At 69.3% G+C, this 24718-nt stretch carries 19 protein-coding genes and 5 pseudogenes; 8 read left to right on the top strand and 16 right to left on the bottom strand.

Features of this window, described 5'->3' with window-relative positions:
* The 4 genes and pseudogenes from ACZ60X_RS33865 to ACZ60X_RS33850 all read right to left on the bottom strand — a co-directional run.
* Positions 1-724: pseudogene (locus ACZ60X_RS33865) on the bottom strand (Fe-S oxidoreductase); the annotation flags it as partial.
* A 159-nt stretch (positions 725-883) separates the two neighbouring features.
* Positions 884-1756: an AfsR/SARP family transcriptional regulator gene (locus ACZ60X_RS33860; protein ID WP_469606813.1), complete on the bottom strand. Its 873-nt coding sequence runs from the start codon at positions 1754-1756 to the stop codon at positions 884-886.
* A gap of 305 nt (positions 1757-2061) precedes the next feature.
* Positions 2062-3648 carry an acyl-CoA carboxylase subunit beta gene (locus tag ACZ60X_RS33855; RefSeq protein ID WP_469606791.1) on the bottom strand — a complete coding sequence of 529 codons (1587 nt, stop codon included), beginning with the start codon at positions 3646-3648 and terminating at the stop codon, positions 2062-2064.
* A 128-nt stretch (positions 3649-3776) separates the two neighbouring features.
* Positions 3777-3968, bottom strand: a complete 192-nt coding sequence (locus ACZ60X_RS33850; protein WP_469606788.1) for an acyl-CoA carboxylase subunit epsilon — start codon at positions 3966-3968, stop codon at positions 3777-3779.
* A 350-nt stretch (positions 3969-4318) separates the two neighbouring features.
* Here ACZ60X_RS33850 and ACZ60X_RS33845 point away from each other — a divergent pair, with 350 nt between their 5' ends.
* Positions 4319-5314 carry a ScbA/BarX family gamma-butyrolactone biosynthesis protein gene (locus tag ACZ60X_RS33845; RefSeq protein WP_469606786.1) on the top strand — a complete coding sequence of 332 codons (996 nt, stop codon included), beginning with the start codon at positions 4319-4321 and terminating at the stop codon, positions 5312-5314.
* A gap of 406 nt (positions 5315-5720) precedes the next feature.
* On the opposite strand, the gene ACZ60X_RS33840 is transcribed toward ACZ60X_RS33845, so the two are convergent.
* Positions 5721-6635 carry an NAD(P)H-binding protein gene (locus ACZ60X_RS33840; RefSeq protein WP_469606783.1) on the bottom strand — a complete coding sequence of 305 codons (915 nt, stop codon included), beginning with the start codon at positions 6633-6635 and terminating at the stop codon, positions 5721-5723.
* 187 nt (positions 6636-6822) lie between these two features.
* Between ACZ60X_RS33840 and ACZ60X_RS33835 the strand changes: the two genes are divergently transcribed.
* Complete coding sequence (locus ACZ60X_RS33835; RefSeq protein ID WP_469606781.1) at positions 6823-7491, top strand: ScbR family autoregulator-binding transcription factor; 669 nt, start codon at positions 6823-6825, stop codon at positions 7489-7491.
* Here ACZ60X_RS33835 and ACZ60X_RS33830 read toward each other — a convergent pair.
* From ACZ60X_RS33830 to ACZ60X_RS33820, 3 genes and pseudogenes are all read right to left on the bottom strand, one after another.
* Positions 7484-9025, bottom strand: a complete 1542-nt coding sequence (locus ACZ60X_RS33830; protein WP_469606779.1) for an FAD-dependent monooxygenase — start codon at positions 9023-9025, stop codon at positions 7484-7486. The genes ACZ60X_RS33835 and ACZ60X_RS33830 overlap by 8 nt on opposite strands.
* A gap of 212 nt (positions 9026-9237) precedes the next feature.
* On the bottom strand, positions 9238-9660 hold the full coding sequence (locus tag ACZ60X_RS33825) for a DUF6009 family protein (RefSeq protein ID WP_469606777.1): 423 nt from the start codon (positions 9658-9660) through the stop codon (positions 9238-9240).
* Positions 9657-10166, bottom strand: a pseudogene (locus ACZ60X_RS33820) (DNA primase); the annotation flags it as partial. The pseudogene ACZ60X_RS33820 and the gene ACZ60X_RS33825, both read right to left, overlap by 4 nt.
* A 929-nt stretch (positions 10167-11095) precedes the next feature.
* On the opposite strand from ACZ60X_RS33820, the gene ACZ60X_RS33815 reads away from it, so the two are divergent.
* From ACZ60X_RS33815 to ACZ60X_RS33805, 3 genes and pseudogenes are all read left to right on the top strand, one after another.
* The gene (locus ACZ60X_RS33815; RefSeq protein WP_469606774.1) at positions 11096-11620 is read left to right on the top strand and encodes a hypothetical protein; all 525 of its coding nucleotides are present in this window, start codon (positions 11096-11098) and stop codon (positions 11618-11620) included.
* Positions 11621-11873: 253 nt separating this feature from the next.
* A pseudogene (locus ACZ60X_RS33810) lies at positions 11874-12197 on the top strand (transposase); the annotation flags it as partial.
* 452 nt (positions 12198-12649) lie between these two features.
* On the top strand, positions 12650-13624 hold the full coding sequence (locus tag ACZ60X_RS33805) for a transposase (protein ID WP_469606771.1): 975 nt from the start codon (positions 12650-12652) through the stop codon (positions 13622-13624).
* Positions 13625-13853: 229 nt separating this feature from the next.
* Here ACZ60X_RS33805 and ACZ60X_RS33800 read toward each other — a convergent pair whose 3' ends face one another.
* The 7 genes and pseudogenes from ACZ60X_RS33800 to ACZ60X_RS33770 all read right to left on the bottom strand — a co-directional run bounded on the left by ACZ60X_RS33800 (position 13854) and on the right by ACZ60X_RS33770 (position 21557).
* Positions 13854-14759: an RNA polymerase sigma-70 factor gene (locus ACZ60X_RS33800; protein ID WP_469606769.1), complete on the bottom strand. Its 906-nt coding sequence runs from the start codon at positions 14757-14759 to the stop codon at positions 13854-13856.
* The gene (locus ACZ60X_RS33795) at positions 14756-15967 is read right to left on the bottom strand and encodes an NAD(P)/FAD-dependent oxidoreductase (RefSeq protein ID WP_469606765.1); all 1212 of its coding nucleotides are present in this window, start codon (positions 15965-15967) and stop codon (positions 14756-14758) included. Before ACZ60X_RS33795 ends, ACZ60X_RS33800 begins: the two co-directional genes overlap by 4 nt.
* A 314-nt stretch (positions 15968-16281) precedes the next feature.
* Complete coding sequence (locus ACZ60X_RS33790; protein ID WP_469606763.1) at positions 16282-16815, bottom strand: GNAT family N-acetyltransferase; 534 nt, start codon at positions 16813-16815, stop codon at positions 16282-16284.
* A gap of 487 nt (positions 16816-17302) precedes the next feature.
* Positions 17303-18380: pseudogene (locus ACZ60X_RS33785) on the bottom strand (bifunctional DNA primase/polymerase).
* 141 nt (positions 18381-18521) lie between these two features.
* On the bottom strand, positions 18522-18905 hold the full coding sequence (locus ACZ60X_RS33780) for a DoxX family protein (protein ID WP_469606810.1): 384 nt from the start codon (positions 18903-18905) through the stop codon (positions 18522-18524).
* 136 nt (positions 18906-19041) lie between these two features.
* Positions 19042-20295 (bottom strand): ParB/RepB/Spo0J family partition protein, encoded by a 1254-nt coding sequence (locus ACZ60X_RS33775; protein WP_469606760.1) that lies wholly within the window; start codon positions 20293-20295, stop codon positions 19042-19044.
* Entirely contained in the window at positions 20292-21557 is a 1266-nt protein-coding gene (locus tag ACZ60X_RS33770; protein WP_469606757.1) for a ParA family protein, read from the bottom strand. Before ACZ60X_RS33770 ends, ACZ60X_RS33775 begins: the two co-directional genes overlap by 4 nt.
* 931 nt (positions 21558-22488) lie before the next feature.
* Between ACZ60X_RS33770 and ACZ60X_RS33765 the strand changes: the two genes are divergently transcribed.
* The 3 genes from ACZ60X_RS33765 to ACZ60X_RS33755 all read left to right on the top strand — a co-directional run bounded on the left by ACZ60X_RS33765 (position 22489) and on the right by ACZ60X_RS33755 (position 24277).
* Entirely contained in the window at positions 22489-22941 is a 453-nt protein-coding gene (locus ACZ60X_RS33765; protein ID WP_469606755.1) for a MarR family transcriptional regulator, read from the top strand.
* Positions 22941-23255, top strand: a complete 315-nt coding sequence (locus tag ACZ60X_RS33760) for a replication initiation protein, RepL2 (RefSeq protein WP_071377413.1) — start codon at positions 22941-22943, stop codon at positions 23253-23255. The genes ACZ60X_RS33765 and ACZ60X_RS33760 overlap by 1 nt, the downstream gene beginning before the upstream one ends.
* A gap of 632 nt (positions 23256-23887) precedes the next feature.
* On the top strand, positions 23888-24277 hold the full coding sequence (locus ACZ60X_RS33755) for a TetR/AcrR family transcriptional regulator C-terminal domain-containing protein (RefSeq protein WP_469606752.1): 390 nt from the start codon (positions 23888-23890) through the stop codon (positions 24275-24277).
* Here ACZ60X_RS33755 and ACZ60X_RS33750 read toward each other — a convergent pair.
* Positions 24249-24686: pseudogene (locus ACZ60X_RS33750) on the bottom strand (Tn3 family transposase); the annotation flags it as partial. The gene ACZ60X_RS33755 and the pseudogene ACZ60X_RS33750 overlap by 29 nt on opposite strands.
* Positions 24687-24718 lie beyond the last annotated feature (32 nt).

Raw genomic sequence — 24718 nt, 5'->3', positions numbered from 1 at the left:
GGAAGCGGTGCCAGGCCACACCCATGTCGGTCTTCAGGGCGACGACGATCATCCAGATGAAGGAGGTCGCGATCTTCAGGCCGGCGAAGAAGTAGACGAGGTTGTCCAGGGTGGGGCGGTCCATTCCCCGGAACCAGACGACCAGCGGGTAGGAGAGGAAGACGGACGGCTCGTAGTGGTCGACGTGGTGCAGGGCGGCCTCGAGGGCGTGCAGCACCATGATGCAGGTGCCCACGACGAGGATGACGGCCTCGACGAAGTAGGCCTGGCCCCAGTTGGAGCCGGCGAAGCGGGACTTGCGCTCCGGCTTGTCCGCCCTGCTCAGCTGACGGACCACGACCAGCACCGCGATGCCGGCCACGGTCGCCGTGCCGATGAACTCGACGAACACGTTGTACGGCGCCCAGTCGCCGATGACCGGCAGCACCCAGTCCGGGCGGAACAGCTGGCCGGTGGCGTTGACCAGGGTCTGGAGCAGTGTGTAGAAGCCGATCGCCACGAACCAGTGCGCCACCCCGATGACGCCCCAGCGGTTCATCCGGGTGTGACCGACGAACTCCCGGACGAGTGTGACCGTCCGGGAGTAAGGATTGTTGGTCCGAAGTCTCTTGGGCACGGGCTGGCCCAGCCGTACGAAACGCAGGATCCGCACGAGAGCGCGGCCGAACAGCGCGAAGCCGACCGCCATCAGGGTCAACGACACGATGATCGCGACGAGTTGCATGAGTGGGCTCCTCGGAACCGGCAAAAGTCAGTTACTAAGCGGTAACTTAGCTGCTTTCGCCTGAGGTTACCCACTTATCGCACCGGACCACAGCCATCGGAACGGTGATCTGCGCCGCTGTGGCGGGGCCCGCCCGACTCCCGTCTGTCACAAGGCCGTTCACGTGTATCGGCCCGCGGCGACCGCGCGGGCGGGAGCGAGCGGGGGCGTGGCGGACTGCTGCGCGTCCACACCCAGTGGGCTCTCCGGCGCGGCCACCAGTATCGACTGCTGGAGCCGGCGCAGCCGGGCCGACGGCTCCAGGCCGAGGTCCCGCACCAGAGTGCCGCGCAGCCGGTGGTAGACCTCCAGGGCCTCGCCGCGCCGGCCGGAGCGGTGCAACGCCAGCATGAACTGGGCGTGCAGGTTCTCATGGGTGCGGTAACGGCTGGTCAGCACGGTCAGCTCGGCGAGCAGTTCACGGTGCCGGCCGAGCCGCAGATCGGCCTCGATGCGCTGGTCGAGGGCGCACAGCCGGCTCTCCTCCAGCCGCTTGGCCTCCATCTCCAGGCGAGCTCCGGCCTGTACGTCGGCGAAGGCCGGACCGGTCCACAGGTCGAGCGCCTCGCGCAGCAGCCGGGAAGCCTCCTTGAAGTTCCCGGCGTCGATGGCGCGGTAGCCCATGCCGGCGAGCCGCTCGAACTCGCGCACGTCACTGTTCCCCCCGCCGGAGACGAGCATGTACCCGCCCGGCGCGGTGACCAGGACGTCCTTGGCGCTGCGCCGCGGGGCCGACTCGCCCTCGGCGGACGCCTGCCGCGCCAGCGCGGCGCCGATGAGGTCGCGCAGTTGCAGGACATAGGTCTGCAGCGTGGTGCGCGCACTGCGCGGCGGGCAGCCGGCCCACAGCTCGTCGGTCAGGGCGAAGACCGGCACCACCTGGTCGGCGTGCAGCGCGAGGAGTGCGAGCACCTGGCGGGGCTTGGGCGCAGTAGGAGCGATGGACACCCCGTTCTCCCTGACGTCCAAAATGCCCAGTACGTCGATCTCCATGCCGTTGCCCCCTAGGTCGGTGTCTGTCATACCGGCACCCACCGAGTACAAAACAGGCCGGACGGTTTGTCAATACCAAACCGCACGTGCTGTTTTGGGTGCACCGTACAACAGGCTTCCCTGCACCTTCCCTTGCCAGCCGCCTGACGTGCGGTTTTACTCAGCTCCACGCCTGCGTGCAGTAAGAACGACGCAACAGACCTCCAGCGAATCACCGAGAGCACGCCTCGACAAACAGGCACTCGGTGGCGAGACGTAGCCGCTGACAGACCTGCTAACAAACCAATCGCGCGGTTGTCTTCGTCCTACTGCGGCGGGTTGCCGTGCTTGCGGGAGGGCAGCTCGCCGTGCTTGCTGTGCAGCATGGCCAGGGACCTGACGAGCACCTCGCGGGTCTCGGCGGGGTCGATGACGTCGTCCACGAGGCCGCGTTCGGCCGCGTAGTACGGGTGCATCAGCTCGGACTTGTACTCCTTGACCATCCGCGCCCGCATGGCCTCGGGGTCCTGGGCCTCCGCGATCTGGCGGCGGAAGATGACGTTGGCGGCGCCCTCGGCACCCATCACGGCGATCTCGTTCGTCGGCCAGGCGTAGGTCAGGTCGGCGCCGATCGACTGGGAGTCCATGACGATGTAGGCACCTCCGTACGCCTTGCGCAGGATGAGCGAGATCCTCGGCACGGTGGCGTTGCAGTAGGCGTACAGCAGCTTCGCGCCGTGGCGGATGATCCCGCCGTGCTCCTGGTCGACGCCGGGGAGGAATCCCGGCACGTCCAGGAGGGTGATGATCGGGATGTTGAAGGCGTCGCACATCTGGACGAAGCGCGCAGCTTTTTCGCTGGCCTCGATGTCCAGGACGCCCGCGAGGACCTGCGGCTGGTTGGCGACGATGCCGACGACCCGGCCGTCCATGCGGGCCATCGCGCAGATGATGTTGCGGGCCCAGCGCTCGTGGACCTCCAGGTACTCGCCGTCGTCGACGATCTCCTCGATGACCTTGGCCATGTCGTACGGCCGGTTGCCGTCCGCCGGCACCAGGCTCAGCAGCACGTCGCTGCGCCGGTCGCCGGGGTCGCCGCCGCGCACCCGGGGCGCCGACTCGCGGTTGTTCTGCGGGAGCAGCGAGAGGAGGTAGCGGACCTCGGCGATGCAGGTCTCCTCGTCGTCGTACGCGAAGTGGCACACGCCGGAGGTCTCGGCGTGCACGTCCGCGCCGCCCAGGCCGTTCTGGGTGATCTCCTCGCCGGTGACGGCCTTGACGACGTCGGGGCCGGTGATGAACATCTGCGAGGTCTCGCGGACCATGAAGACGAAGTCCGTCAGGGCCGGGCTGTAGGCGGCGCCGCCCGCGCACGGGCCGAGCATCACGCTGATCTGCGGGATGACGCCGGACGCCTTGGTGTTGCGCTGGAAGATGCCGCCGTACCCGGCGAGCGCGCTGACGCCCTCCTGGATACGGGCGCCCGCGCCGTCGTTCAACGACACCAGGGGCGCGCCGACCGCGATGGCCATGTCCATGATCTTGTGGATCTTGGTGGCGTGGGCCTCGCCGAGCGCGCCACCGAAGATCCGGAAGTCGTGCGCGTAGACGAAGACCGTACGGCCCTCGACCGTACCCCAGCCGGTGATCACACCGTCGGTGTACGGCTTCTTCGCCTCCAGGCCGAAGCCCTGGGCGCGGTGCCGGCGCAGCTGCTCGACCTCCTGGAAGGAACCCGGGTCCAGGAGCAGCTCGATCCGCTCCCGGGCCGTCAGCTTGCCCTTGGCGTGCTGCGCCGCCGTCGCCTTCTCGCTCGGTCCGGCCGTCGCCTGGGCGCGTATCGCGTGCAGCTCGGCCACGTGCCCGCGGATGTCGGCCGGCGCACTCACGGCCGGCGCCAGTGCAGTCGTCATCGCCATCTCTGGTCCCTTTCTGGGACAAGACACTCAAGAGAGCCCGCCCCGTGCCATCGAGTCACATCAGAAACCGCATAGGCGGTCAGGTTTCCTTGCGGTGGAGGGCGTCTCGGGCCGCGGTCGACTCATCGCCAACTGTCGGGTGCCGCATAGCCGTCGGGCCGCTTCCACCAGTTCCAGCCGGGTGCCGACGACTCCTCGGACTCCTCCTGGCCACAGGTCCGCAGGGCGTGCAGCAACACCACCGTGACGGCGGCCAGCTCCTCGTCACCGGCCTGGCCGCGTTCCACGCGCAGCACGGTTTCTCCGTTCTCCATACGGCGTTTGCCCCCTCCTCACGGCTCCCGGTCATGGTTGATCGGGCAACTCGAGGAGTGCTGAGGGATCGCTTGAGGATCGCGACGGCGCGTGGGGCAGGGCGATGGGGACAGAGGGACGAGCACGGCACAAGGGCGCCTTGTCGGCCACGGAATCGTCCAAGGTCGTCGGCGCTGCGGGCCCCGCCATTGCCGGTGGCGGAAAGCGTGCGGGCGAATGGCTGGAAGCGACCACTCCAGAAGTGGAGGAGCGGAGTCCCTGCTACCGCTGGAAAGTAAACCGGTGGGTATGTATCTTCGGGGCCACTCAGGCAAACCCACAGATGACGCCCGCTCAGGGGGACCCAGACATGTCTGCGAGCACCTTCCGCGTCCACGGCACGATTCCCGCCGGCCGGCGAGCGCAGAGCGACACCAGGATCCCGCAGGACGACACCGCGCCTCACCGGCCGTCGTGGACCACCACGGTCCCAAGGGAGTTCGTGCACCGCGCCAGCGTCGCCGAGGTGATGCTCACCGACTGGAAGCGCGTGCACGACGACCGCTTCGTTCTCGCCGCCCAGTGGCCCCGCGGACACAGCTTCTTCGCCAACGTCGACGGCTGCCACGACCCGCTGATCGCCGCAGAAACGATCAGGCAGGCCGGCATCCTGCTGGCCCACGCCGAGTTCGGGGTCCCGCTCGACCATCACCTGCTCATGGCGGACCTGAGCATGGCCGTACAGCCCGAACACCTGCGCGTCGGCTGGGCGCCGGCCTCGCTCGAACTGGATGTGACGTGCGTGGACGTGAAGTGGCGCCGCGGCGCCTTCACCGGCTGCCGCATCGAGGTGGCGTTCCACCGGGACGGCTTCCTGGCCGCTACCGGGGGCGGGACGCTCACCTGCATCTCCCCCCGGGTCTACGAGCGGTTGCGCGCCGCCAGGGTCCTCTCGGGCGGCCAGCCCGACGTACTGCCCCTGACCGCCCCGGAGGCCCCCCAGACGGTGGGGCGCATGTCTCCCACGGATGTCGTGCTCTCCCCCGTCGGCGAGCCCGGCCGCTGGCAGCTGCGGCTGGACACCCGGCACCCGGTGCTCTTCGACCACCCGGTCGACCACGTGCCCGGCATGGTGCTGCTCGAGGCGGCCCGCCAGGCCGCGGTCGCGACACTCGGGCAGGCCTCGCTGCCGCTCGCCCTCACCAGCGAGTTCTCACGCTATGTCGAGATGGACGCGCCCTGCATCGTCGAGGCGGTCCCGATCCCGGCGCCGCAGGCGCACCAAAGGGCCGTGCTCGTGACCGCCCGTCAGGACGGGCACATAGCCTTCCGGGCCACCATGGCCGTGGCGTCGCCCACCGGATGACCCGCCAGGGCCGGTGAGCACGGCGCCGCTCACCGGCCCCGCCGCAAAAACCGACCAGAGTCCTTGTTTCTGTTCGGGGCGCGGAATGGCGTCCCGCACACCGGTCGCCGCTGACACCAGGCACCGACACCGGCTCCGTTCCGGGCAGGCGCTCGCGGCAAGGGGCACCACTGCCCCGGGGCGGACCGGCGAGGGCACACCGCTGCCAGGACCGCCCCTGTGCCGCCTACGACCATGGCGGGCACGTCCGGCCCGGACCATGACCCGCAGACCCCGCCCGGAGAAGGCCCTGGTACACACCGTCCCCGCCGGCCGGACCGCCGGACCTGAGGGGTTGGGGTGCGCGGGGGCCGCACTCCCCCACCCCACCCCACTCCCCTCCCGCCGAGCCCCGGCCCCGTTCCGTCTACGTCCGCGCCGCCTGCGCGGACGCGTCCCGGGGTGCACCGTCGCCGCAGGCGGGATCGCCCGTGACCGCCGGGGCGAAGGCGTGGAGATGGTCCTCGGCCCACTGCCGGAAGGATCTCGCCGGCCGGCCCGTGACCGCGCGGACGGTGTCCTCCACCCCGGCCTTGGCGCCCGCCCGCTGCCGTTGCGCGCCCGCCAGCAGCGCCTCGACGACCGGGGCCGGATACCGCCTGCCCAGGGCGGCGCGCGCCGCGTCCTCGGTCAGTTCCTCGAAGCGCAGGGGAACCCCGAGCAGCCGGCCGAGCACCTCCGTCTGCCCGGTCGCGGTGAGCGCCTCCGGGCCGGTCAGCGTGTAGGCGCGTCCGGCATGGCCGTCCGCGGTCAGGGCGCGTACGGCGACCTCGGCGACGTCCCGGGGATCGACGCAGGCGTTGGCCGACGTGCCGAAGAGCGCGCGGACGGTGCGCTCGGAGCGTATGGAGGCCGCCCAGGCAAGGGAGTTGGACATGAAGGCGCGCGGGCGCAGCAGGGTCCACTCCAGAGGTGAGGCGCGCAGCAGTTCCTCGCAGGACCGCTGCCACCGGGTGACGAGGTCGTCGGCCCCGGGGTCGAGTACGCAGGCCGCGGAGAGTTTGACCACCCGGCGCACTCCGGCCGCCTGTGCCGCGCGCATGAACCGGGTGTCGTGCGCGCCCGTGGCGTCCGTGGTGACGAGGAACGCCGCGCGCACGCCGGTCAGGGCCCGGGCCAGCGATGCCTGGTCCGCGAAGTCCCCGGCGACCGGCTCCGCCGTCGCCGACACCTCCGTGATCTCGGCGGGGTCCCGGGCCATCGCGCGTACCCGTTCCCCGGCGGGCAGCCGCCGGACCACCTCCCGGCCCACGGTCCCGGTGGCCCCGGTCACGAGGATCACCGGGTCCTCCCCCGCCGTCCGGCCGGCACCCGCGTCCGCGGTCCGTCGTCGTCCATGGCTCTGTCCTCTCACGTGGTGCGCGTTGTCACCACTCGTTGATCTCGTATGTCCAGACGCAGCGAAACCTTGTAAGATACAAACTGGACGGTTTTTATTGGTGGGCTCATCAGGACGAAGGAGGCCGACAGTGGTGACGCAGGACCGGGCGATCCGCACACGGCGGACGATCCTCACAGCGGCGGCCAAGGTCTTCGAGGAGCGGGGCTACCAGGCCGCGACGATCAGCGAGATCCTGACCGCCGCCGGTGTGACCAAGGGCGCTCTCTACTTCCACTTCGCTTCGAAGGAGGACCTGGCGGAGGGCGTGATCAGCGAGCAGGACCACCAACTGCCCATTCCCGAACGGGCCTGCAAGGTGCAGGAGCTGGTCGACACGGTCGTCCTGCACGCCTACCACCTGCAGACCGACCCCTTGGTGCGGGCGGGTGTCCGGCTCTCGCTCGACCAGCAGGCCCAGGGGCTCGACCGCAGCGGCCCCTTCCTGCGCTGGAGCGCGGTCGGCATCGACCTGCTGACGCGGGCCCAGGCCCAGGGCGAGCTGCTGCCGCACGTGGTGCCGGCCGAGACGGCCGACGTCCTGGTGGGGGCCTTCGCCGGCGTCCAGGCCATGTCCCAGGCGCTGTCCAACTACCAGGACCTGCCCAGCCGGGTGGCCGCCCTGCTGCGGCACATGCTGCCGAGCGTCGTGATGCCCTCGGTGCTCGCCGCGGTGGACATCACCGAGGCCAGGGGCGCGGCGGTGCACGAGGAACTGCGGGTCCCGCAGGACGTGCGGCCGCCCGCGGCCGTCAGCTGACGGCGCCGGACAGCGCACCTGTCGCCTCCAGTCCCTCGTCCGCCGCTGGCCCGCCGGCTGTGAGGTACGCGCTCAGCGCGCGCGGCAGCGGTCCTCCCCCGGCCGTCCAGCCGACGTACCCGTCGGGCCGTACGAGGACGGCCTCGTAGGGCAGTTCGGGCACCGGCTCGCACCGAACCACCCGCACCAGTCCGGCCCAGGGCCGGGCCTCGGCCACGTAGCCGCCGTCCCCGCGCCCCGCGCGGTCGTGCCCGCCCAGGAGCAGCAGCAGCGGCCGCCCGTCGCGCAGCAGGCGGATCACGTCGGTGCGTCCGCCCCGGGTGGTCAGCGCGACGTTCTGCAGGAACCTGCCCTCCAGCGGGGAGGAATCGGCGCCGCGCGCGGGCAGCACAGTGTCCTGGGCGCTGAGCATGGACGCCAGGACGCCGCTTTCCGGTCCCGCGAGCAGCTCGCCGAACAGGGCGCGCAGCGGGTCCAGTTCGGCATCAGGGCGCATGATGGCAAGCTGGGCGCGGGTGTTGTCGATCACCCGCTGCGCGGCGGGCCGGCGCTCCTCGTCGTAGGTGTCGAGCAGCCCGTCGGCCGCGGCGCCGCGCACCGTGAGCGCCAGCTTCCAGGCGAGATTGAGGGCGTCCAGCACGCCGGTGCTCAGCCCCTGACCGGCGATCGGGAAGTGCACGTGCGCCGCGTCCCCCGCCAGCAGGATCCGGCCGTTGCGGTAGGACCGCACGAGCCGGGAGAAGTCGCTGAACCTGGTCAGCCACCGCGGTTCGCACATCGCGATCTCGCGCCCGGCGATCCGGGAGACCTCCCGGCGCAACTCCTCCAAAGTCAGCGGCAGATGACGGTCCCGGTGCGTGTCCAGGCAGTTCAGAGTGCGCAGATGCGTCCTGCCGTGCGGGACGTCCTTGGCGACGATCCAGCCCCGCGGGGTGCGGTGCCAGCCCGGCCGCAGGGCGTCCGCCTCCCGGAGCCGGACGTCCCCCGCCATCGCGGAGACGGTCGCCGGACGCGTCCAGGAATCGAATCCCGCCTGCTCGCGTACGGTGCTGCGCGCGCCGTCCGCCCCCACCACGTACGCGGCCGCGCAGCTGATCGGGCCGCGCGGTCCCTGCGCCGTGACCCGGACCCCGTCCGGCCCCTGGTGCACCCCGGTCACCCGGTGACCGCGCAGGATCACCGCGCCCGCGGCCCGGGCGCGCGCCTCGAAGTGCCGTTCCAGTTCCGCCTGCGGGCACTTGAGGATCGGCGTCGGTTCCAGGGCCGGGGCGGAGATGCTCAGTCCGGGGATCCCCGCGAAATGAAACGGCCGGCTCGCCGAGGCCGGCCCGGTCATTGCGGCGGTGAGCCCGCCGAGATGACCGCGCCGGTACAGGGACTGCACGGCCCGGGCGTGCAGCGTGGTCGCCTTGGGCCGGCCGGACACGGCCGTCTCCGCCTCGACGACCACGGTACGGACGCCGTACCTTGCCAGCTCGCAGGCGATCAACAGACCAACCGGACCTCCGCCCGCGACCACCACGTGTGCCTGCATATCACCGACCATGCCCGGAACACCCCCCTGTTCCCGGATTGCGCTGTCACCGTCGAAATACGCAACATCTGTATTTAGAACCGCACGAATCTCGCCATGTGCGCAGGGCTCAAAATATACCGGGTGGACGGTTCTTTGCAATGCTCCGCGTCATGCCTTGCGGAGAACTTTTGAACGCGTTCCGTTGAACGGCATCCACGAGAGGCCGGCGCCTACAGGGGCAGGGTGAGGCCCAGTTGCCGCGTCGCGGCCGCGGCTCCCTGCGCCGGCGACGAGGACGGTCCGCCCCCCGAGCGCTCCGTCTTGCGGCCCTTGGCGCCCGGTGCGAGGGTCCGCGGATCCACGGCCTCGGCGGGTGCCCCGGTCGCGTACAGGCCGTCCGGCTCGGTGTCACGGTCGTGCGGCAGCAGCCAGAAGACCCGGCGGCGGAACGTGCCCGACGAACGGGAGGGTTTGGCCTCGGGCCGGAGCGGCGCGTAGCCCACCATCCGGCCGTCGCGGTGGTAAGCAGGCATGCTGCAGCGGGTCGGCAGCCGGTCCAGGCTCTGGCGCACAGAGTCCAGCCTGCTGATGTCCTCCAGCCAGACGAACTCGACCTCGTGGACGATCTCGTCCTCTGCGATGAGGGCACTCATGGCGTCGTCTCCTCGTCGGCGACCAGTCCGATGCCCGGGTAGTACTTGCGCTGGTTGGACAGGACCCTTTCCCTGGGTGACGCGAGCCCTACCGCCTCACGCACGCGTGCCGCGAACGCCCGGGACGACACGGCCTGAGCCCCCTCATTCTGACACCACGCCCGGTACGCCGCGTAGGGCCTGGCCTGTTCCGCTCGCATCCCCGCCTCGATCCGGCAACTCTCACTCAGGAAACGCCCGGTGTAGTCCTCGGTCTCGGCATAGGCGGTCGTGGCGATCCGCACCCGCTCCGGTCCGCTCAGCTCCTTCTCCCCCGCCAGATACCGGCGGGCGCCCGTGACGAGCCGGTTGAGGATGCCGGGGCCCTCCTCGTTGACGAGGATGTCCGCCAGATTGCCGATCTTGCGGTCGTCCGACACGACCCGCTCGAACGGGATCAGCCGCATCCGCCGCCAGAAGGCGAAACCCCCCGTGCCCACCTCGGGCCGGTGGTTGCCCAGCGGCCAATCACCAGCCGCTCCTTGAGCCGGGGATCGGCATCGGGCCCGGTGACGCATGCGGGACTGACGACGGTCAGTGCCGACGGCATTCGCAGCATCTTTCGCTCGCGCCCCGCCAGCCACAGCAGTTGCCGTTTGGGGAACGGCGGCAGACAACGTCACTGAGATCGGCCGCCGTACCCAGCTGCCGAAGCGGCAACGTCACCCGAGACCAGCTTCAAATCCAACAAGGTCACCTGCGACAGCGAGAACATCCGGCGAGACGGGACATGAACCCCGTGAGCGCAGGTCAAGGGCTGCGAGTCCGAAATGAGAGCTCTGGGCAAGCGTTCGGGGAACGGTCACGATGACGGTGCCCCGAACGGAGCGGCTTGATCGATCTGGAGGTGACGGTCAGCACCTTCACCCGGAGAGGCCGGCGAAATCGCCGGCAGCGGGCCGGAAATCCTTGATACTTCTCAAGTTGCCTCGCGACCAATAGCAAGGGAAGTGTCGCGGCTCAGCTTCGTCGGCGGGCGGCCGGGGCGGGTGATCACTGCTGTTGGTGCGGCAGAGTCAGACGATCCGGGCGTGGCAGGAGGTCGGGCACATGGGGACGACTGTGGCGGTGGCGGACACGCAGGACAACGTCGAGCGCCCGCGCCGCCCTCGTCCTCACCCACTTCGAGCACAGGCCCGGTGAGGAGACTCCGCGCCCCGCAGTAGCTCGCTGTGCAATCCGGCACCGGAACGATCGCTTCACAGTGCGAAAGAGCACCCTCCAATGCCGTCAGCCGTTGGTACGTTGCGATCTGACGGGCGGTGGGTGGGAGAGCTGGTCGAGCCATTCCTGCTCATCGCGGTGACGGGGACCAACCCCCTGACCTGCGGCGGCGGAAGTTTGACGCGAGCGGCCCTGACACGCCGTCAAGCCATCGAGCTGAAGGGGGACGCACATGAAAAGGAAAGGCATCATCCAACGAGTCGCCGTCGCATCGGCGATGATCGTGGGATCGGCCACGCTCAACGTTGGGCTCTCGGGCACCGCGCAGGCCGCGAGCTGCGTGAATCCGGTGGGCGTGACACCAGCCCTGGACCTCAAGGCGCCCGACGGCAGCGGCATCGGGTACCTGTATCTGGGCTACTTCTCCTCCTGCCGCTCGGCCTACGCTGAGCTACACCTCACCAGCGGCGCCAACGCCAGGGCGGTCGCCCACGCAGAGGTGTCCATCGTGAACACCGTCACCGGGCGGGTGTACGGCGACAACACCACCTTCGACGTAAACACAAACGGCGGATGGGCGGACAGCGCCTTCATCCCGATCGACAGCGGCATCTACTACAACGCGACCCCGGAGGTGACGATCGTCTACGACCAGTACCACTGGTGCACTGGAGTGGGATGGACCCACGACTTCTCCAGCGGGGGCCGCAACACTTGGTCACTCGACGCTGGCCAATCGGGGACCTGCAGCAACTGATCGTGTTCCACTCAGGCCCGCTGCCCGATTTCGCCGGCCTCCTCCGGGTGAAGGTGCTGACCGTCACCTCCAGATCGATCAAGCCGCTCCGTTCGGGGCACCGTCATCGTGACCGTTCCCCGAACGCTTGCGTAGAGCTCTCATTTCGGACTCGCAGCCCTTGACCTGCGCTCACGGGGTTCAGAAACAGGCACTCAGCTTGACTCTGTCGGGGATCTTGGAGTTTCCCGGTGCGGCAGAAAGATCGACGGGCATGCTCGGGTGGCTCCGCCGATTGATACAGCTGTCGAGGTGCTCGTTGTCCCTTCGTCCCCGTTCCGGTGAGCAGGTCCCGTCTCTGACTGTGCAGGTTGCGCGGGCGAGCAACCCGGGTGGTACGACGGCGATATGGGTACGTGACCGGCTGGTTGGCCTGTGGTGTGACGAGGACTTCGCCGACTGGTACCCGCGGGACGGGCGTCCGGGTCTCTCGCCTGCTCAACTGGCCACCGTCTGTGTGCTGCGGTTCCTGCTCGGCCTGTCGGACCGGCAGGCCGCCGAGTCGGTCCGCTGCCGCATCGACTTCAAGTACGCCATGGCCATGGAACTGGGCGGTCCCGGCTTCCACCACAGTGTGCTGGCTGACTTCCGAGACCGTCTTGCCGAAGACGACCGTGCTGACCGGCTCCTCGACCTCGTGCTGGCCCGTCTCACGGAGGCCGGCCTGGTGCGTGAGCGCACCACGCAGCGCACCGACTCCACCCACGTCCTGGCCGCGGTGCGCGACCTGACCCGCCTGGAGATGGTCACCGAGGCGGTCCGCGCCGCACTCGAAGAAGTCGCCGGCACCTCCCCTCACCTGCTCGACGAGCTGGTCGACGAGGACTGGGGCTGCGCTACGGCCGGCCGGTCCGCCTGGGCAAGAACCCCACCAAGCGAAAGACCAGGATTCTTGCCACCGGAAACGACGCCGTCCGACTCCTGGAACACCTCTACCGGCACGGAGCAGACCGCACATCCGGCCCTCGCATCCAGGCCCTGCGGCAGATCATGGTGCAGAACTACCACCGTGACGCCGCAGGACATCTGCGCCGGCGCACCGCCGAGAAGGAAGGCGGGCCCGGACTGCCGCCCTCGTCGAGGGCGATCGTCTCGCCCTACGACACCTCGGCCCGCTACGCACGGCACGGACACATCATCAGCTGGAAGGGGTTCACCGCCCACCTGACCGAGACCTGTGCCCCCGACGGCCCCCACGTGATCACCGACGTGGCCACCACCGCGGCCACCACCCACGACAGCAAGGTCCTGCCCGGCGTCCACACCCGCCTGGCGCGTCGCGGGCTGCTGCCCGCCGAGCATCTGGTCGACGCCGGCTACACCTCCCTGCCCCACCTGGAACAAGCCGCCCGTGAACACCAGATCACCGTCTCCGGGCCGCTGAAGAGCAACCCCACCCGCCAGCACCGCCGAGGCGAGGGCTTCGCCCGGGACGACTTCCCCGTCGACTACGACAAGCAGCAGGTCACCTGCCCCCAGGGACAGGTCAGCGCAGGCTGGCACGGCCCCTACCCGACCTCCTCGCCCACCGCGGCCCCGCTGATCGTGGCCAGGTTCACCAAGAGCCAGTGCCGCCCCTGCCCGGCCCGCACCCCGTGCACCACCACCGCCGACAACGCCCGCACCGTGGGCTTTCCCCCACGAGAACTCCGCGACCTGCAACTCCGCGTCCGCACCGAGCAGCAGACGCCCGAGTGGACGACGCGTTACGCGGTCCGCTCCGGTGCGGAGGGCACGGTCAACGAGTTCGCCCATGGCCACGGCATGCGGCGCTGCCGCTACCGAGGGCAGGGAAAGGCCCACATCCAGCACGTCCTGACGGCCATCGCCGTCAACATCGAGCGCCTCAGCGGACTGCCACCGGCCGAGGATGCCCCCATACCCCGCCGGCCGACTGCCTTCCAGAGCTACCTCGACCAGCGCGAGTCACCCCGGCTGAAATCCTCGCGAACCCTGGGCAGTTGACCTCGCCAAGCCCAAGATCCCCGACAGAGTCAAGCTCAGTGCCCGCCGGCGATGCTCCCCCGCTCACCTCGTTGGCCCGGTCCTGTTCCTCACCCCGCGAGCCGGCTGTTGTCGGTGAAGCGGGTCCGCCCGGCCTCCTCAGCGGTCACGACCATGACCGGTCAAAGGGTGAGCGGACCCTTCCGGGCCGACCCTCGGTTGCCGTCCGGGGACAGTTCCCGCCCAACGCTCACCGTGTCGCGACGTCGTGGGCGGTGCCGTCCGTGATGGCCCGGAGTTTGTCGGGGTTGGCAACGTTGTGGATGGCGGTGATACGACCGCCGGCGTCGAAGTCGAAGGTGACGGTGGCGATCACCCGGTCCGGGGCGCTGAACACCATGCCCGGGCCGCCGTTGACCTCGACGAGCTCTGCGCGCATGTCGGCGGGCTGAACACCCTGGTAGGTGACCGTGCCGATGGCCGCGAACCATGCGGCCACGGTCTGCGCTCCCACGACCGGCTTGAGCGCCTGACGGACCTTGCCGCCGCCGTCGGTCCACAGGGTGACGTCCGGGGACAGCAGCTCCATCAGGGTGTTGATGTCACCACCGGTCGCGGCGGCGAAGAACCGCTCGGTGACCTCGCGCTGCCGAGAGCGGTCGGCGGCAAACCGGCACCTGCGGGCCCGTACGTGCTCGCGCGCACGATGCGCGGCCTGTCGTACCGCCGCCTCGGACCGTTCCACCGCCTCCGCGATCTCGGCGTGGCTGAAGCCGAAGACTTCCTTCAGTACGAAGACCGCGCGCTCCAGCGGGCTCAGCGTCTCCAGCACCACCAGCATCGCCATCGACACCGACTCCGCGTCCGTGATGGCGTCGGCGGTGTCGCCGCTGGTGAGGATGGGCTCGGGCAGCCACGGGCCGACGTAGGTCTCGCGCTTGTGCCGGGTGGAACGCAGGCGCCCCAGCGCCAGGTTGGACACGATCCGCGTCAAGTACGCCTTGGGATCAGCGACTTGGGAACGGTCGGCGGACGACCACTTGATCCAGGCGTCCTGCACCGTGTCCTCGGCATCGGCCGCGGAGCCAAGGACGCGGTAGGCCACGGAGAACAGCAGCTTGCGGTACTCGTGAAAGACCTGCTGGTCGGCGCTCACTCGGCACCCTCGGCGCGGCGGGTGAAGCGGCCTCCGTGCGGCCAGAACGCGCCCGAGGCGGGCATCTTCTTCGTGCGGCCAAAGGTCGGCCAGGGCGAGGCAGTCACCGTCTCCTTATACCGGGCCGCCATCCGGCCGGTCAGATGAACGCGTCGCGGGCTGTCGTCGGGGCGGGTGAACTGCACGACGGCGTCGTGTCGGCCCAGGCTCACCGGCGTGTGGTAGTAGCCGAAGCGGAACGGCTTGGGCCGCTTGCCCTTCAGCGTGCGAACGATTGACAGCGCGGCGTGCACGCCGGTCGGCATCCCGCCCTGGCAAGTGCCGTGCATGACACCGTAACCCTGGCGGATCGCCGCGGCGTCACCGATGGCGTACACATCAGGGTGCGACACCGAACGCAGCGCGGTGTCGGTGACGATGCGGCCGCGTTCGTCGACGGCCAGCCCGGCGGCGGCTGCCAGCGGCGACACCCGCGTACCGCTCGTCCACAGGACGACATCGGCGGCGATGCTCTCCCCGCCCGCCAGTTCGACCGACCCGGGCAGCACCTTCACCACCTCGACGCCGCTGCGCACCCGGACGCCGAGGCGGTCGAGCGCCGACTGCAGGTACGTCCTGGCCTTCGAGTTCATGGCCGCACCGGGTTCGTCCCGGCCCAGCAGTACGACGTTCAGCTCCGGGTAGCGCTCGGCGATCTCCGCAGCCGACTCGACGCCGGTCAGCCCGCTGCCGGCGACCACCGCTGTGCCTCTGCCGAGCCGCGCCAGCCGGTCGGCCAGCACCTCGGCGTCCTGGGGGCTGTTGAGGGTGTACGCGTGGTCGTCGACGCCCGGCACCGCAGTCGTGTCGGCCACGCTGCCCAATCCGTACACCAGCGTGTCGTAGTGCAGGACCCGGTCGTCGTCGATCCGCACAGTCCGTGCGTCCGCGTCCACCGCCGTCACCCAGCCACGCACGAACTGTGCGCCCATCCCCTCCAGCAGCTCCGGAATGCTCAGCTCGGCGAGCTGCTGCCCGGTCGCCATCATGTGCAACCGCAGTCGCTCGGTGAACCGCTCCTGCGGGTTCACCAGGGTCACCTGCACGTCCTCGCGCCGCTTGACCCGGCTCGCGAGCTGGATGGCTGCGGACATGCCCGCATAACCCGCGCCCAGGATCAGAACGCGGTGGGGGATGGTCGCCGTGCCGGTTTCGTGCCGTGTGCTCATCGCTTTGCCTTCCTCCGCTCGCTGGTGACGACCAGTGGATGGAAGCTGCGAGCCAGTCCGTGACATGAGCTCGATGTGATGCGCGCCACAGTTGGCTTGGTGAGGGAGGTGCGCCTCCTGGTTGAGCCCGCAATCAACTGGGACGAAGAGTGAGGGCGGGGAATTTCAAGGCTCTGGCCGCGATTCCGTGAAAGCCCAGGTCAGCGACGGGGAGACATCGCCCTTCCCTCGGTGTCCGTGTCCTCGCGTTCAACGCGCTCAGGGACGTAGGGACAGCGGTCGGCTGTCTTGTGATGATCGACGGCTCGGCCGGTTCACGCCTGGAACTCGGTGAGATCGATGACGTGAACGCGCAGCGGGTAGCCGTATACCGGGTGTGTCGTCTCCCGCTCGGGCACCATGCCGAGCTTGCGGATGACGTTCTCGGAGGCGTTGTCCCCCACCCGGTTGATGCTGATGACGCGGTCCAGGCCGCGGTCCTGGAGCGCGAACTCCAGCGTGGCGTGCGCGGCTTCGGACGCGTATCCCTGGCCCCAGAACTGTGAGCCCAGCCGCCAGCTGATCGCCACGGCGGGCATCACCTCCGGCAGGAACTCGGGCACGGACAGTCCCGTGAAGCCGATCAGTTCACCCGAGGCCAGCAGTTCGACGGCGAAGAGTCCGAAGCCCTCCTCGTCCCACTCCTCCTCCCATCGCTCGATGGCCTCCAGCGTGTGGTCCAGGTCGCACACCGAGCCGTCGTCGATCCAGCGCATAACCCCCGGGTCCGCGTTGATGTCCGCCATCGGTGCGAGGTCGTCGTCGTGCCAGCGACGCAGGAGGAGACGGGGTGTGCGGATGTCGGTCATGCGCCCATCCTGCCGAAGGCGAGCGCCTCATCGGTAATCCGGCGCTCGCCCGCGCTGCCGCTCCGGAACCACAAAGCATCAAGCCTCCTGCACCACACACCGTGACAGGGGGAAACATAGGCCGACGGCCGAGCCGACGACGGGCCACTTCGGCAGCGCAGTCGAGAGATGAGGGCGGCAACCTGCCGCAGCACCAAGATCATTCACGGAAGCGCAGCCAGAGCCAATTTTCAAGGAGTCCCAAGACCGACAGACGGGCCTCCTGCTACTCCGGAAGCACGGGGCCTGGGAGCGCGACAGAGGGGCCCTGTTCTCCGAGGGGTTGAAAGCGCTGGGCGAGGCAGGCGCCCCCGAGCCGCTCCGGCTGGGCTCGGGCGCCGTGTGCGGCTCCCGGAAACGGCGCGGCCCCCGCGGAGAAGTGATTACGCCGTAATCACCGGCCGCCCGGCACCCATGCCGAAGCACCGGGCGCCCCCGGCCGGTGCACTCAGGGTCCGCCGAGGTGAAGCGAACGTCCTTCGAGATGAAGCGGGCGCGCGGCTCCCCCGGTGAGGCCGCCGTCGATGATGCGGGTGTTACGGGCGCTCTGGAGGGGCCGCGCGGTCTCGGCGGCCACGTGCAAAAGAGCCCGCGCGACGGCTTCCTCCAGGTGCCCGGGAGCGGCAAGCCCTCCCGCCGTGTAGGCGGCCTTGTTGAGCTTCTCGGTGAAAGCCGCACCCTCGGGCGCACGCGGCGACCTCCGCCAGCAAGGGTGCGAGCACCCGGTCCCCGGCGGCGGGCAGAGCGGCCGGCCGCCGCCGGGTGATTACGCCGTAATCACCCTAGGGCCCGCCGGGCAGTCGGCGGCCGAGCGGTGGCTGCTCTGTCCGATGCCCGGATGGCCGCTCTGCCCCATGCCCGGTGCGCAGGAGTTCCTCGCCGAGCCACTCAGGCAGCGGCGCGGGCAGCCGGGCCGGCCCCTCCGGCTCGTACGTGCCCTGATCGGTCCGGGTGGTGGGCGCCACGATGTAGCCGCCGTCCGCTCACACACCGACCTGCCAGGCAAGCGCCGTCCTGGTGCTGGACCCGGTCGAGCAGCGCAGCCGGATAGCCGGCCACGGATTGCGGTACCAGATGTCCAGGCCCCGACGGGGTGCGTACGCGTCGAGTTCCGGTGTCCTCGGCCGGGCTGGGCTCCCCGCGCAGAGCGGCGAGGAGTGCGAGAGTGTCGAAGCCGGACGCGGGCCCGGTCAGGTTCACGGAGTCGTGGATGGGAGTGCCGGGCAGCAGCCGGTTGCGGTCCGGGACGGGCGCGCTGTGCGCATCGACGTCGATGACGACCAGATTCGCTCCCCGCAGGCGATCCCGACGCCCCGGCTCGGAGTGTGCGACCACCAACGCTCGATGAGCCCGGCGTCGGTGGTGGCAGCGTGGAAACCGTGGCAGGGGAGCCCGGCGGGCAGGCAGGGGCAGTCCGCGGGACGGCGCGCCCGGCGCCTGCACGAGGGACAGTTCGCGATCGGGGTCTTACGGCCCGGCGCGAGGGGATGCACCGGCCACCCCTGTTCCGCGCACCAGGGGGCCACGACACGGGGTGTTGCCGACGGCACGTGGGCCGCAGAGCCTGTCGTCACAGCAGGGCCAGGCAAGCGTCCTCCCTCTGCCAGAACCGGAGGGCTGTCGGGAACTGTGTCTCGGCACACTCTAGGTGCCGCGGACATCGCCGGTCAGCCGGCGAAGGGCTCGGGGCCGAAGCGACCCCACACGATGAAGGCCGCGATCACCAGGTAGATCACATTGAGCAGGACAAGTGAGAACTCGCCGCGCCGGCCGTGGGTGATCATGGCACCGACCATCAGCAGAACCCAGCACACCGCGGTCACCGGCACCATGACCGGTGCGATGCCCAGCGCGGCGGGCAGGATCAGCCCCGCCACGGCCAACAGCTCCAGGACGCCGAGGGCTTTGACGAAGCCGACACTGGCGTCCTCGGTCCAGCCCCCGCCCTTGACCCCGGCCAGCTTCTCCTTGGGTACGAACGTCTTGCTGACTCCGCCGGTGAGGGCCACCACGGCCAGCAGCCCGGCGGCGATCCACAGCGCGAGGTTCATCATCTGCTCCTTGATCGGGATTGCCTTGCACCCCGTACAACAGGCGGCAGCCCCTGGCAGACATCGCCGAACACCCGTGCGCTGAAAAGCCCAAGGGCGTCCCGGACAGATCCGGGACGCCCAACGGCAGGCCAGGTCACTCCACTCGGACAGCGGCTTGGTCGATCAGGGACTGGGCCAGCTCGGCGAGCCGACCCGCGTCCCGTTCCAGGCCCTTCGCCCCGAGGAAGCGCAGAAGGTCGAAGAAGACCTCGTCAGAGGTGATCTTCGTGTCCAGCAGCATGGCGAGCGGCCCGGGCTCGTCGTACGGCACTTTCCGCAGCCGCTGATCCGACTGACCGACGGATTTGCCGGAGCGCTCTCCGGAGGTCTCGTCAGAGGTCTCGTCGGAGGACACGAGGGAAGGCTCGCCCGCACCCGGGGACTCATGCCCTCGCGGCTCGGGAATCGCCTCCGAAACCTCAGCACCCCCGGCCTTCTCCTGCTCACGCCCTCCGTGGGGGCCGGTGATTACGCCGTAATCACCGCTGGGCTCCCCACTGGCTTCCGCCCAAGAAGTGACTACGCCGTAATCACCCGAGCCCCGTTCCGAGCCCAGGCCCGCCTCCGGTCCCGAGCCCCGCAGGGCGTCCGCTTCCACCTCCGCTTCCGCCCCGCGAAGCCTTTCCGCCGACCCCTTCGCCTCCTTCCGGGCCCGCTCAGCCTTCAGTTCCTCCAGCGCCGCTTCCTGCTGCTCGGCAGGCTTGTTGCCGACCGCGCGCAGCAGGTCGATGGGCTCCTGGCCGATGCGGGCCTGGAGTTCGGGCGTCAGATTGAGCAGGGCGAGCCTCTGCGACACCCACCCCTGAGAGCGGTGCAGCCGCTTCGCGAGAGCCCGCTGGCTGCCGTGGATGGCGAGCAGCCGCTGCAGAGCGCGGGCTTCGTCGATCTCTTCCAGGTCCTGCCGGTGGATGTTGGCGACGAGCGCGGACTCCAGCAGTTCCTCGGAAGTGGCTCCCTGGTCGTTGCTGACCATGACCTTCACGGTGGCCAGTCCGGCCTCGCGGGCAGCGGCCAGCCGGCTGCTGCCGTCCACCACGACGTACGCGGCGTCCGGTTCGAGTGCGGCTTCCTGGTCCGGATTGGCCTTGAGGTAGGCATCGCGGTTCATGACCGTGATCGCCTGCTTCTGCCCGTGGGTCTTCAGACTTCCGGCGAGGTCGGTCAGGTCCCCGAGGCTGGATCGCGGATTGTCCGGGTTGGGGCTGATGCGGTGCACGGGCAACTCCGATGGAGCGGCAACCCCTTCGGTGGGCACACCGGTCGCCGCGGCGACGGCCTGGCGGCGCGCGCTGACAGGACGCACCGCCCCGCCGAAGCGACCGGCACCGAGCTGATCGGCCTTGCTCACAACACCTCCCGGGCCAGCGCGCGCATCCCCACCGCCTGCTGCGACTTAGGGGCGTACGACAGCAGCGGCCGCTTCACGCGCACGGCCTCCTTCTGCTCCTTGAGGTCCCCGATCAGCCCGACGACCCGCGGATCCTTTATGTCGACCCAGCCCTGCAGGGAGGACGTCGCGATGTAGCCGCGCCGCGAGTCGTACAGGTTCACGACGATGCCGAGGTAGTCGATGTCGACCTGGAGGTCTCCGCGCAGGTCGTCGATCTGAGTGGTCAGCAGTTCGTAGGCATCCGCCGAACTGTCCTCCGCCTGCACGACGATGAGCGCCCCGGACTGGCCCGGCTTCTCACCGTCGCGACGCCGCCCGTAGTACGCGGCTGCGTCCATGCTCAGGCCGAGGCTCGGCGGGCAGTCCACGATGATTACGTCGTAATCACTCTCCAGCGGGGCCAGCGCCCGCTCCAGCGCGGCCTCCCGGGCCCGCACCGCCGACAGCCGTACGTCGAGCAGGAAGGCGTCGTTGCAGGCGGGCAGCAGGTGCAGCCGGTCTCCGAAGACGTCCTCGTCGACACAGACGACGAGGTCTCGCAGATCGCCCTTCGGCTCGCCCGCCATGTGGTTGGTGAGGCTGTCGCCGTTCATCGGCAGGGGGGTGGCGCCCAGTTGGTTGGTGAGGTGGCACTGCGGGTCGAAGTCGACGAGCAGCACCTTCAGTCCCGGGCCGGGCAGATTCTCGATGTCGAGCGGATCGTCTGCGGATTCTGGCTCGCCCGCCTGGGTCTCGCTCGCGCGCAGGGCCTTGGTGAGGGCCTTGGCCACCCGCACCGGGTACAGGGCGTTGGAGTCCTCGGACAGCGCCTCCCCGAGCCCGGCGGTGATTGCCGTCTTACCGACCCCGCCCTTCTGGTTGCACACGATGACGCGGCGGGTGACCTCAGGTCGCTCGACATCCGGAGCGGGGTTGGAGTCCAGCCACAGCTGGACGGATTGCGCAAGTCCCTGAATGAGTGAAACTCGGCGGTCGGCCGCGATCTGCCGGAATTCCTCCCACTGCCCCGGAGGCAGAAACGTGGAGAACGAGTCCGCTCCGGAGGTGTCCACCGTCTGCGCGGTCGAGGCCAGGGTGCACCACTCCCTGATGCACTGCTCGACCGCCGTCTGGATGTCCATCCCGTACTGGGCGGCCCTAACTTTCAGGTTCTGCCGGAGCCATCCCGGCAGTTTGGAGACGACCTTCTCGCGGTCGCTGAAGGAGGCTGGAGAACTCATGGCGTCACCATACTAACGTTCCTGACCTTTTGTGAGGTCGACGCGTTAGTTACCTAACGCTTTCGCCGCGGCTGCGAGCCCCACGGGTGCCTTCTGGATACTTTTGGGCTGATTACGCCGCAATCACCGTGTATGCGCACCTCGCCACGCCCAGAACTCTCTTGCTGGTGCGGGCCGGAACCCGGGTGCGGGTCACCCCGCCCCACCTGCACCCGTCGTACGGCCGGTGGCGGGACGCCCTCCTCGGTGGTCGGTCCCCGACATGGTTGGGCGGCGTGGTACCAGGGGCCTTCGCCGGCCCCTGGACCCCGCTGCCCCTCCGCTTCCCGGCGCGGACCCGTTTCGTCGTGGCCCAGGCCGTGCGCGCCGGAAAGCAGAGGGTACGTGTGCCGGGTGAACGTGAGTCGCCGTCGCACTCCCGGTGGCACGGCCCCTCGGTCGGGCGGCGGGTGCTAGGGGCGTACTCGTCGCTGGCTTGAGGCAGGTATGTCCCGAGGCGGAGTCGTCCACCCAGAGGTACGTCGGCGCGGGGCGCCGCACCACCGCGGCGTCCCGCCGCGGTAACCACGATGGCGGGCCAGTTGGTTAAGTAAGAGAGCGCAGCCGTCAAGACCCCGCTGACCTGCATAAACAGCCAGAACGACCACGATCATGGGAACTGCCTGGCAGTTTCTGAGGACTGCCAGGCAGTTCCCAGGAACTGGGTACCCAGTCCTCAGGACAGCGGCAGATTGACGTGGAGTACATTTCTCCGGCCCCGAATCAGGCAGAGAACGCGAGGTTCGGCGACTACACGGGACGGCAACCGACACGGCCGACAGGCGGACTTGATTGACTTCCTGCTCATGTACGTTAGGTTCATCTGGTCGGCCTGAGGGCCGTCCTCATGAACCCTTGAACCGCCAATCACCCCCCTTGCACGGAGGGCCCGTTGGGAGCAGTACGCAGACTGGTCGACGCCGACACCGGCGAGCCGGTCCCCTATGCGCCATACGCCTTCTCCGGCAGGCACACGCAGGTCGACAAGGCGCGCGTCGAGGCGATCACCGAGTCCAGGGCGTTCACACCCAGTCAGAAGTTCCTCGTCCTGTGGTGGATCGGGGTCTCGCCCGAGGGCATGGAGCCGCTGCGAGCCACCGGCGCCGACATCGCCAAACGAGTGGGGATGTCCTCCGACGCCGTAGGAAAGATCAATAGGAAGCTGGTCAAACACCGCATCCTGATCGTCCGAGGACGGATCGGCAACTACAACCTCTATCGGATCAGCCCGTACATCGCCTTTCACGGCACAGGGGTCGAGCAGCGTGAGGCCGTGAAGACGTGCAACCCGCCGGACATCCCCGGATTCGACGACAATGTTCCTGCACGGTGGGAGGTCCAGTGATGAGCAGCGACGACAAGCAGAAGAACCTCGAACTGCTGGAGAAGACGGCAGGGATGAGCGCCAACCAGCGTCTCGTCGTCATGCTGTACGCCCTGCATCCGACCGACAGGTCCGGCGCCGTCCTGGAGACTGCCGCCAACCTGGCCAAACTGGTCGGCATGGCACCGCCCGTCTTCTCCCGCACCCGCAAGCAGGTCATCGAGGCCGGCTGGCTGGAGGAGACGGAACGGATCGGGCACATCAAGTACTACCGCCTCGACCCCAAGCGCATGGGGGAGAGGGTCGTCGTCCCTCTTCGCCGCGCCGCGACCTGACGTCCCGGGGAGCGCACCTCATTGACGTGACGTACATGAAGGACGCTCCTCGGAACCGTTCCGCTTCACCCTGAGGCAAGAACGGCGACCCGCCTAAACCCCATGCGCCCCATCCTCCACTTATGGCGGATAATGGTTGCTCAAAGTGACGGCGTGGTGCCGTGTAGGCTGACAGCATCAGCTCTGCTCGCGGCAGCTCTCGGCGAAAGATGCGCAGGCGAGAGGACCGGACGCCGGGCGATCTGCCGAGGGCGAGCCCCGCGCGGCTTTCCCTCGCTGACGACGGTCCGGCCTGTCCGTGAGACGCCTTGACGGATCGTCGGTGCCGCCGTCACGGTCGCCGACACGGAGGGGCTGGTCGCGGTCTGGATGCGCCGGGTGGCCGCCGAGCTCGGGGTGGTGACCATGTCGCTGTACCGGCGCGTGGCCGACAAGGACGACCTGCTGACGCGGATGATGGACGCGGTCATCGCGGAGGACCCGCTGCCCGCCGACCCGCCCGCGGGCTGGCGCGAGGCGATCGAGCTGGCGGCCCGGCAGCTCTGGGACCTTTTCCGCCGCCACCCGTGGCTCGCACCGGCCCTGTCGGTGACTCGCCCCCAGATGATCACCTCGGCACTGCCGTACAGCGAGTGGATGCTTGCCACGCTGACGCCCACGGACTCGCCCTGCTGTCGGCCTTCACCGCGCACCTCATGCTGCTCAATTACGCCCGCGGTATCGCCGTCAACCTGGAGTCGGAGCGGGAGGCCGAGGCGCACAGCGGCCTCGACAGCGAGGAGCGGACGGATACCCAGGAGCCCGCGCTCCCGGCGATTCTGGCCACCGGCCGGTTCCCCGCGCTCACCCACCTCGCCCGGGCCGGTTACGATCTCGACCTCGACGCCCTCTTCGAGTTCGGCCTCCAGCGCATCCTCGACGCCTCGCCTCACTCCTCAACGAGAGCTCTTCCAGCTGAACCGTCATCCGCGCGACGCCGGCCGAGGATCCGCGCTACAGCCCGGTTGCCGGGTCGTCGTTGACCACGGTCCGCAATGGGCGGTGGCGCTTCTCGTCCAGCTGGGCGAGCTCGCGTTGTAGTCGACAGTGATGGAGCCGTAGTAGTTCACCGCCGAGCTGTGGGCAGGCGATGTGCGCCCGGACCGCGGCGTCTACCTCGCGGCCGGCGCCGAGCATCTGGTCGACGGCCAGGCCCATGTACTCGGTGTGCCAGCAAATGACCGCGTTGGTCATGGCGGTCAGGCACCACGCCTGCTCGTTCTGCTCGGGCTGGCGCCGGGTGACCTTTCCCTCGCGGGCGTAGTGGAGCTGGCGGCGCAGGGAGTGGATGGACTCGCCTTTGTTCAGCTGTCGGGCGATCTTGCGCCGGTAGCCCTCGTCCGACGAGTACTTCGCCGCGTAGATCGTGCGCCGAATAGCCCCGTACTCGGCCCTGTTCTCGTATAGCTACGGCGAGCGGACAT

This window comes from Streptomyces sp. NPDC104106 (assembly GCF_055584345.1).
The sequence above is the reverse complement of the archived record's forward strand: the minus strand, read 5'-3'. Positions and strand labels throughout refer to the sequence as shown.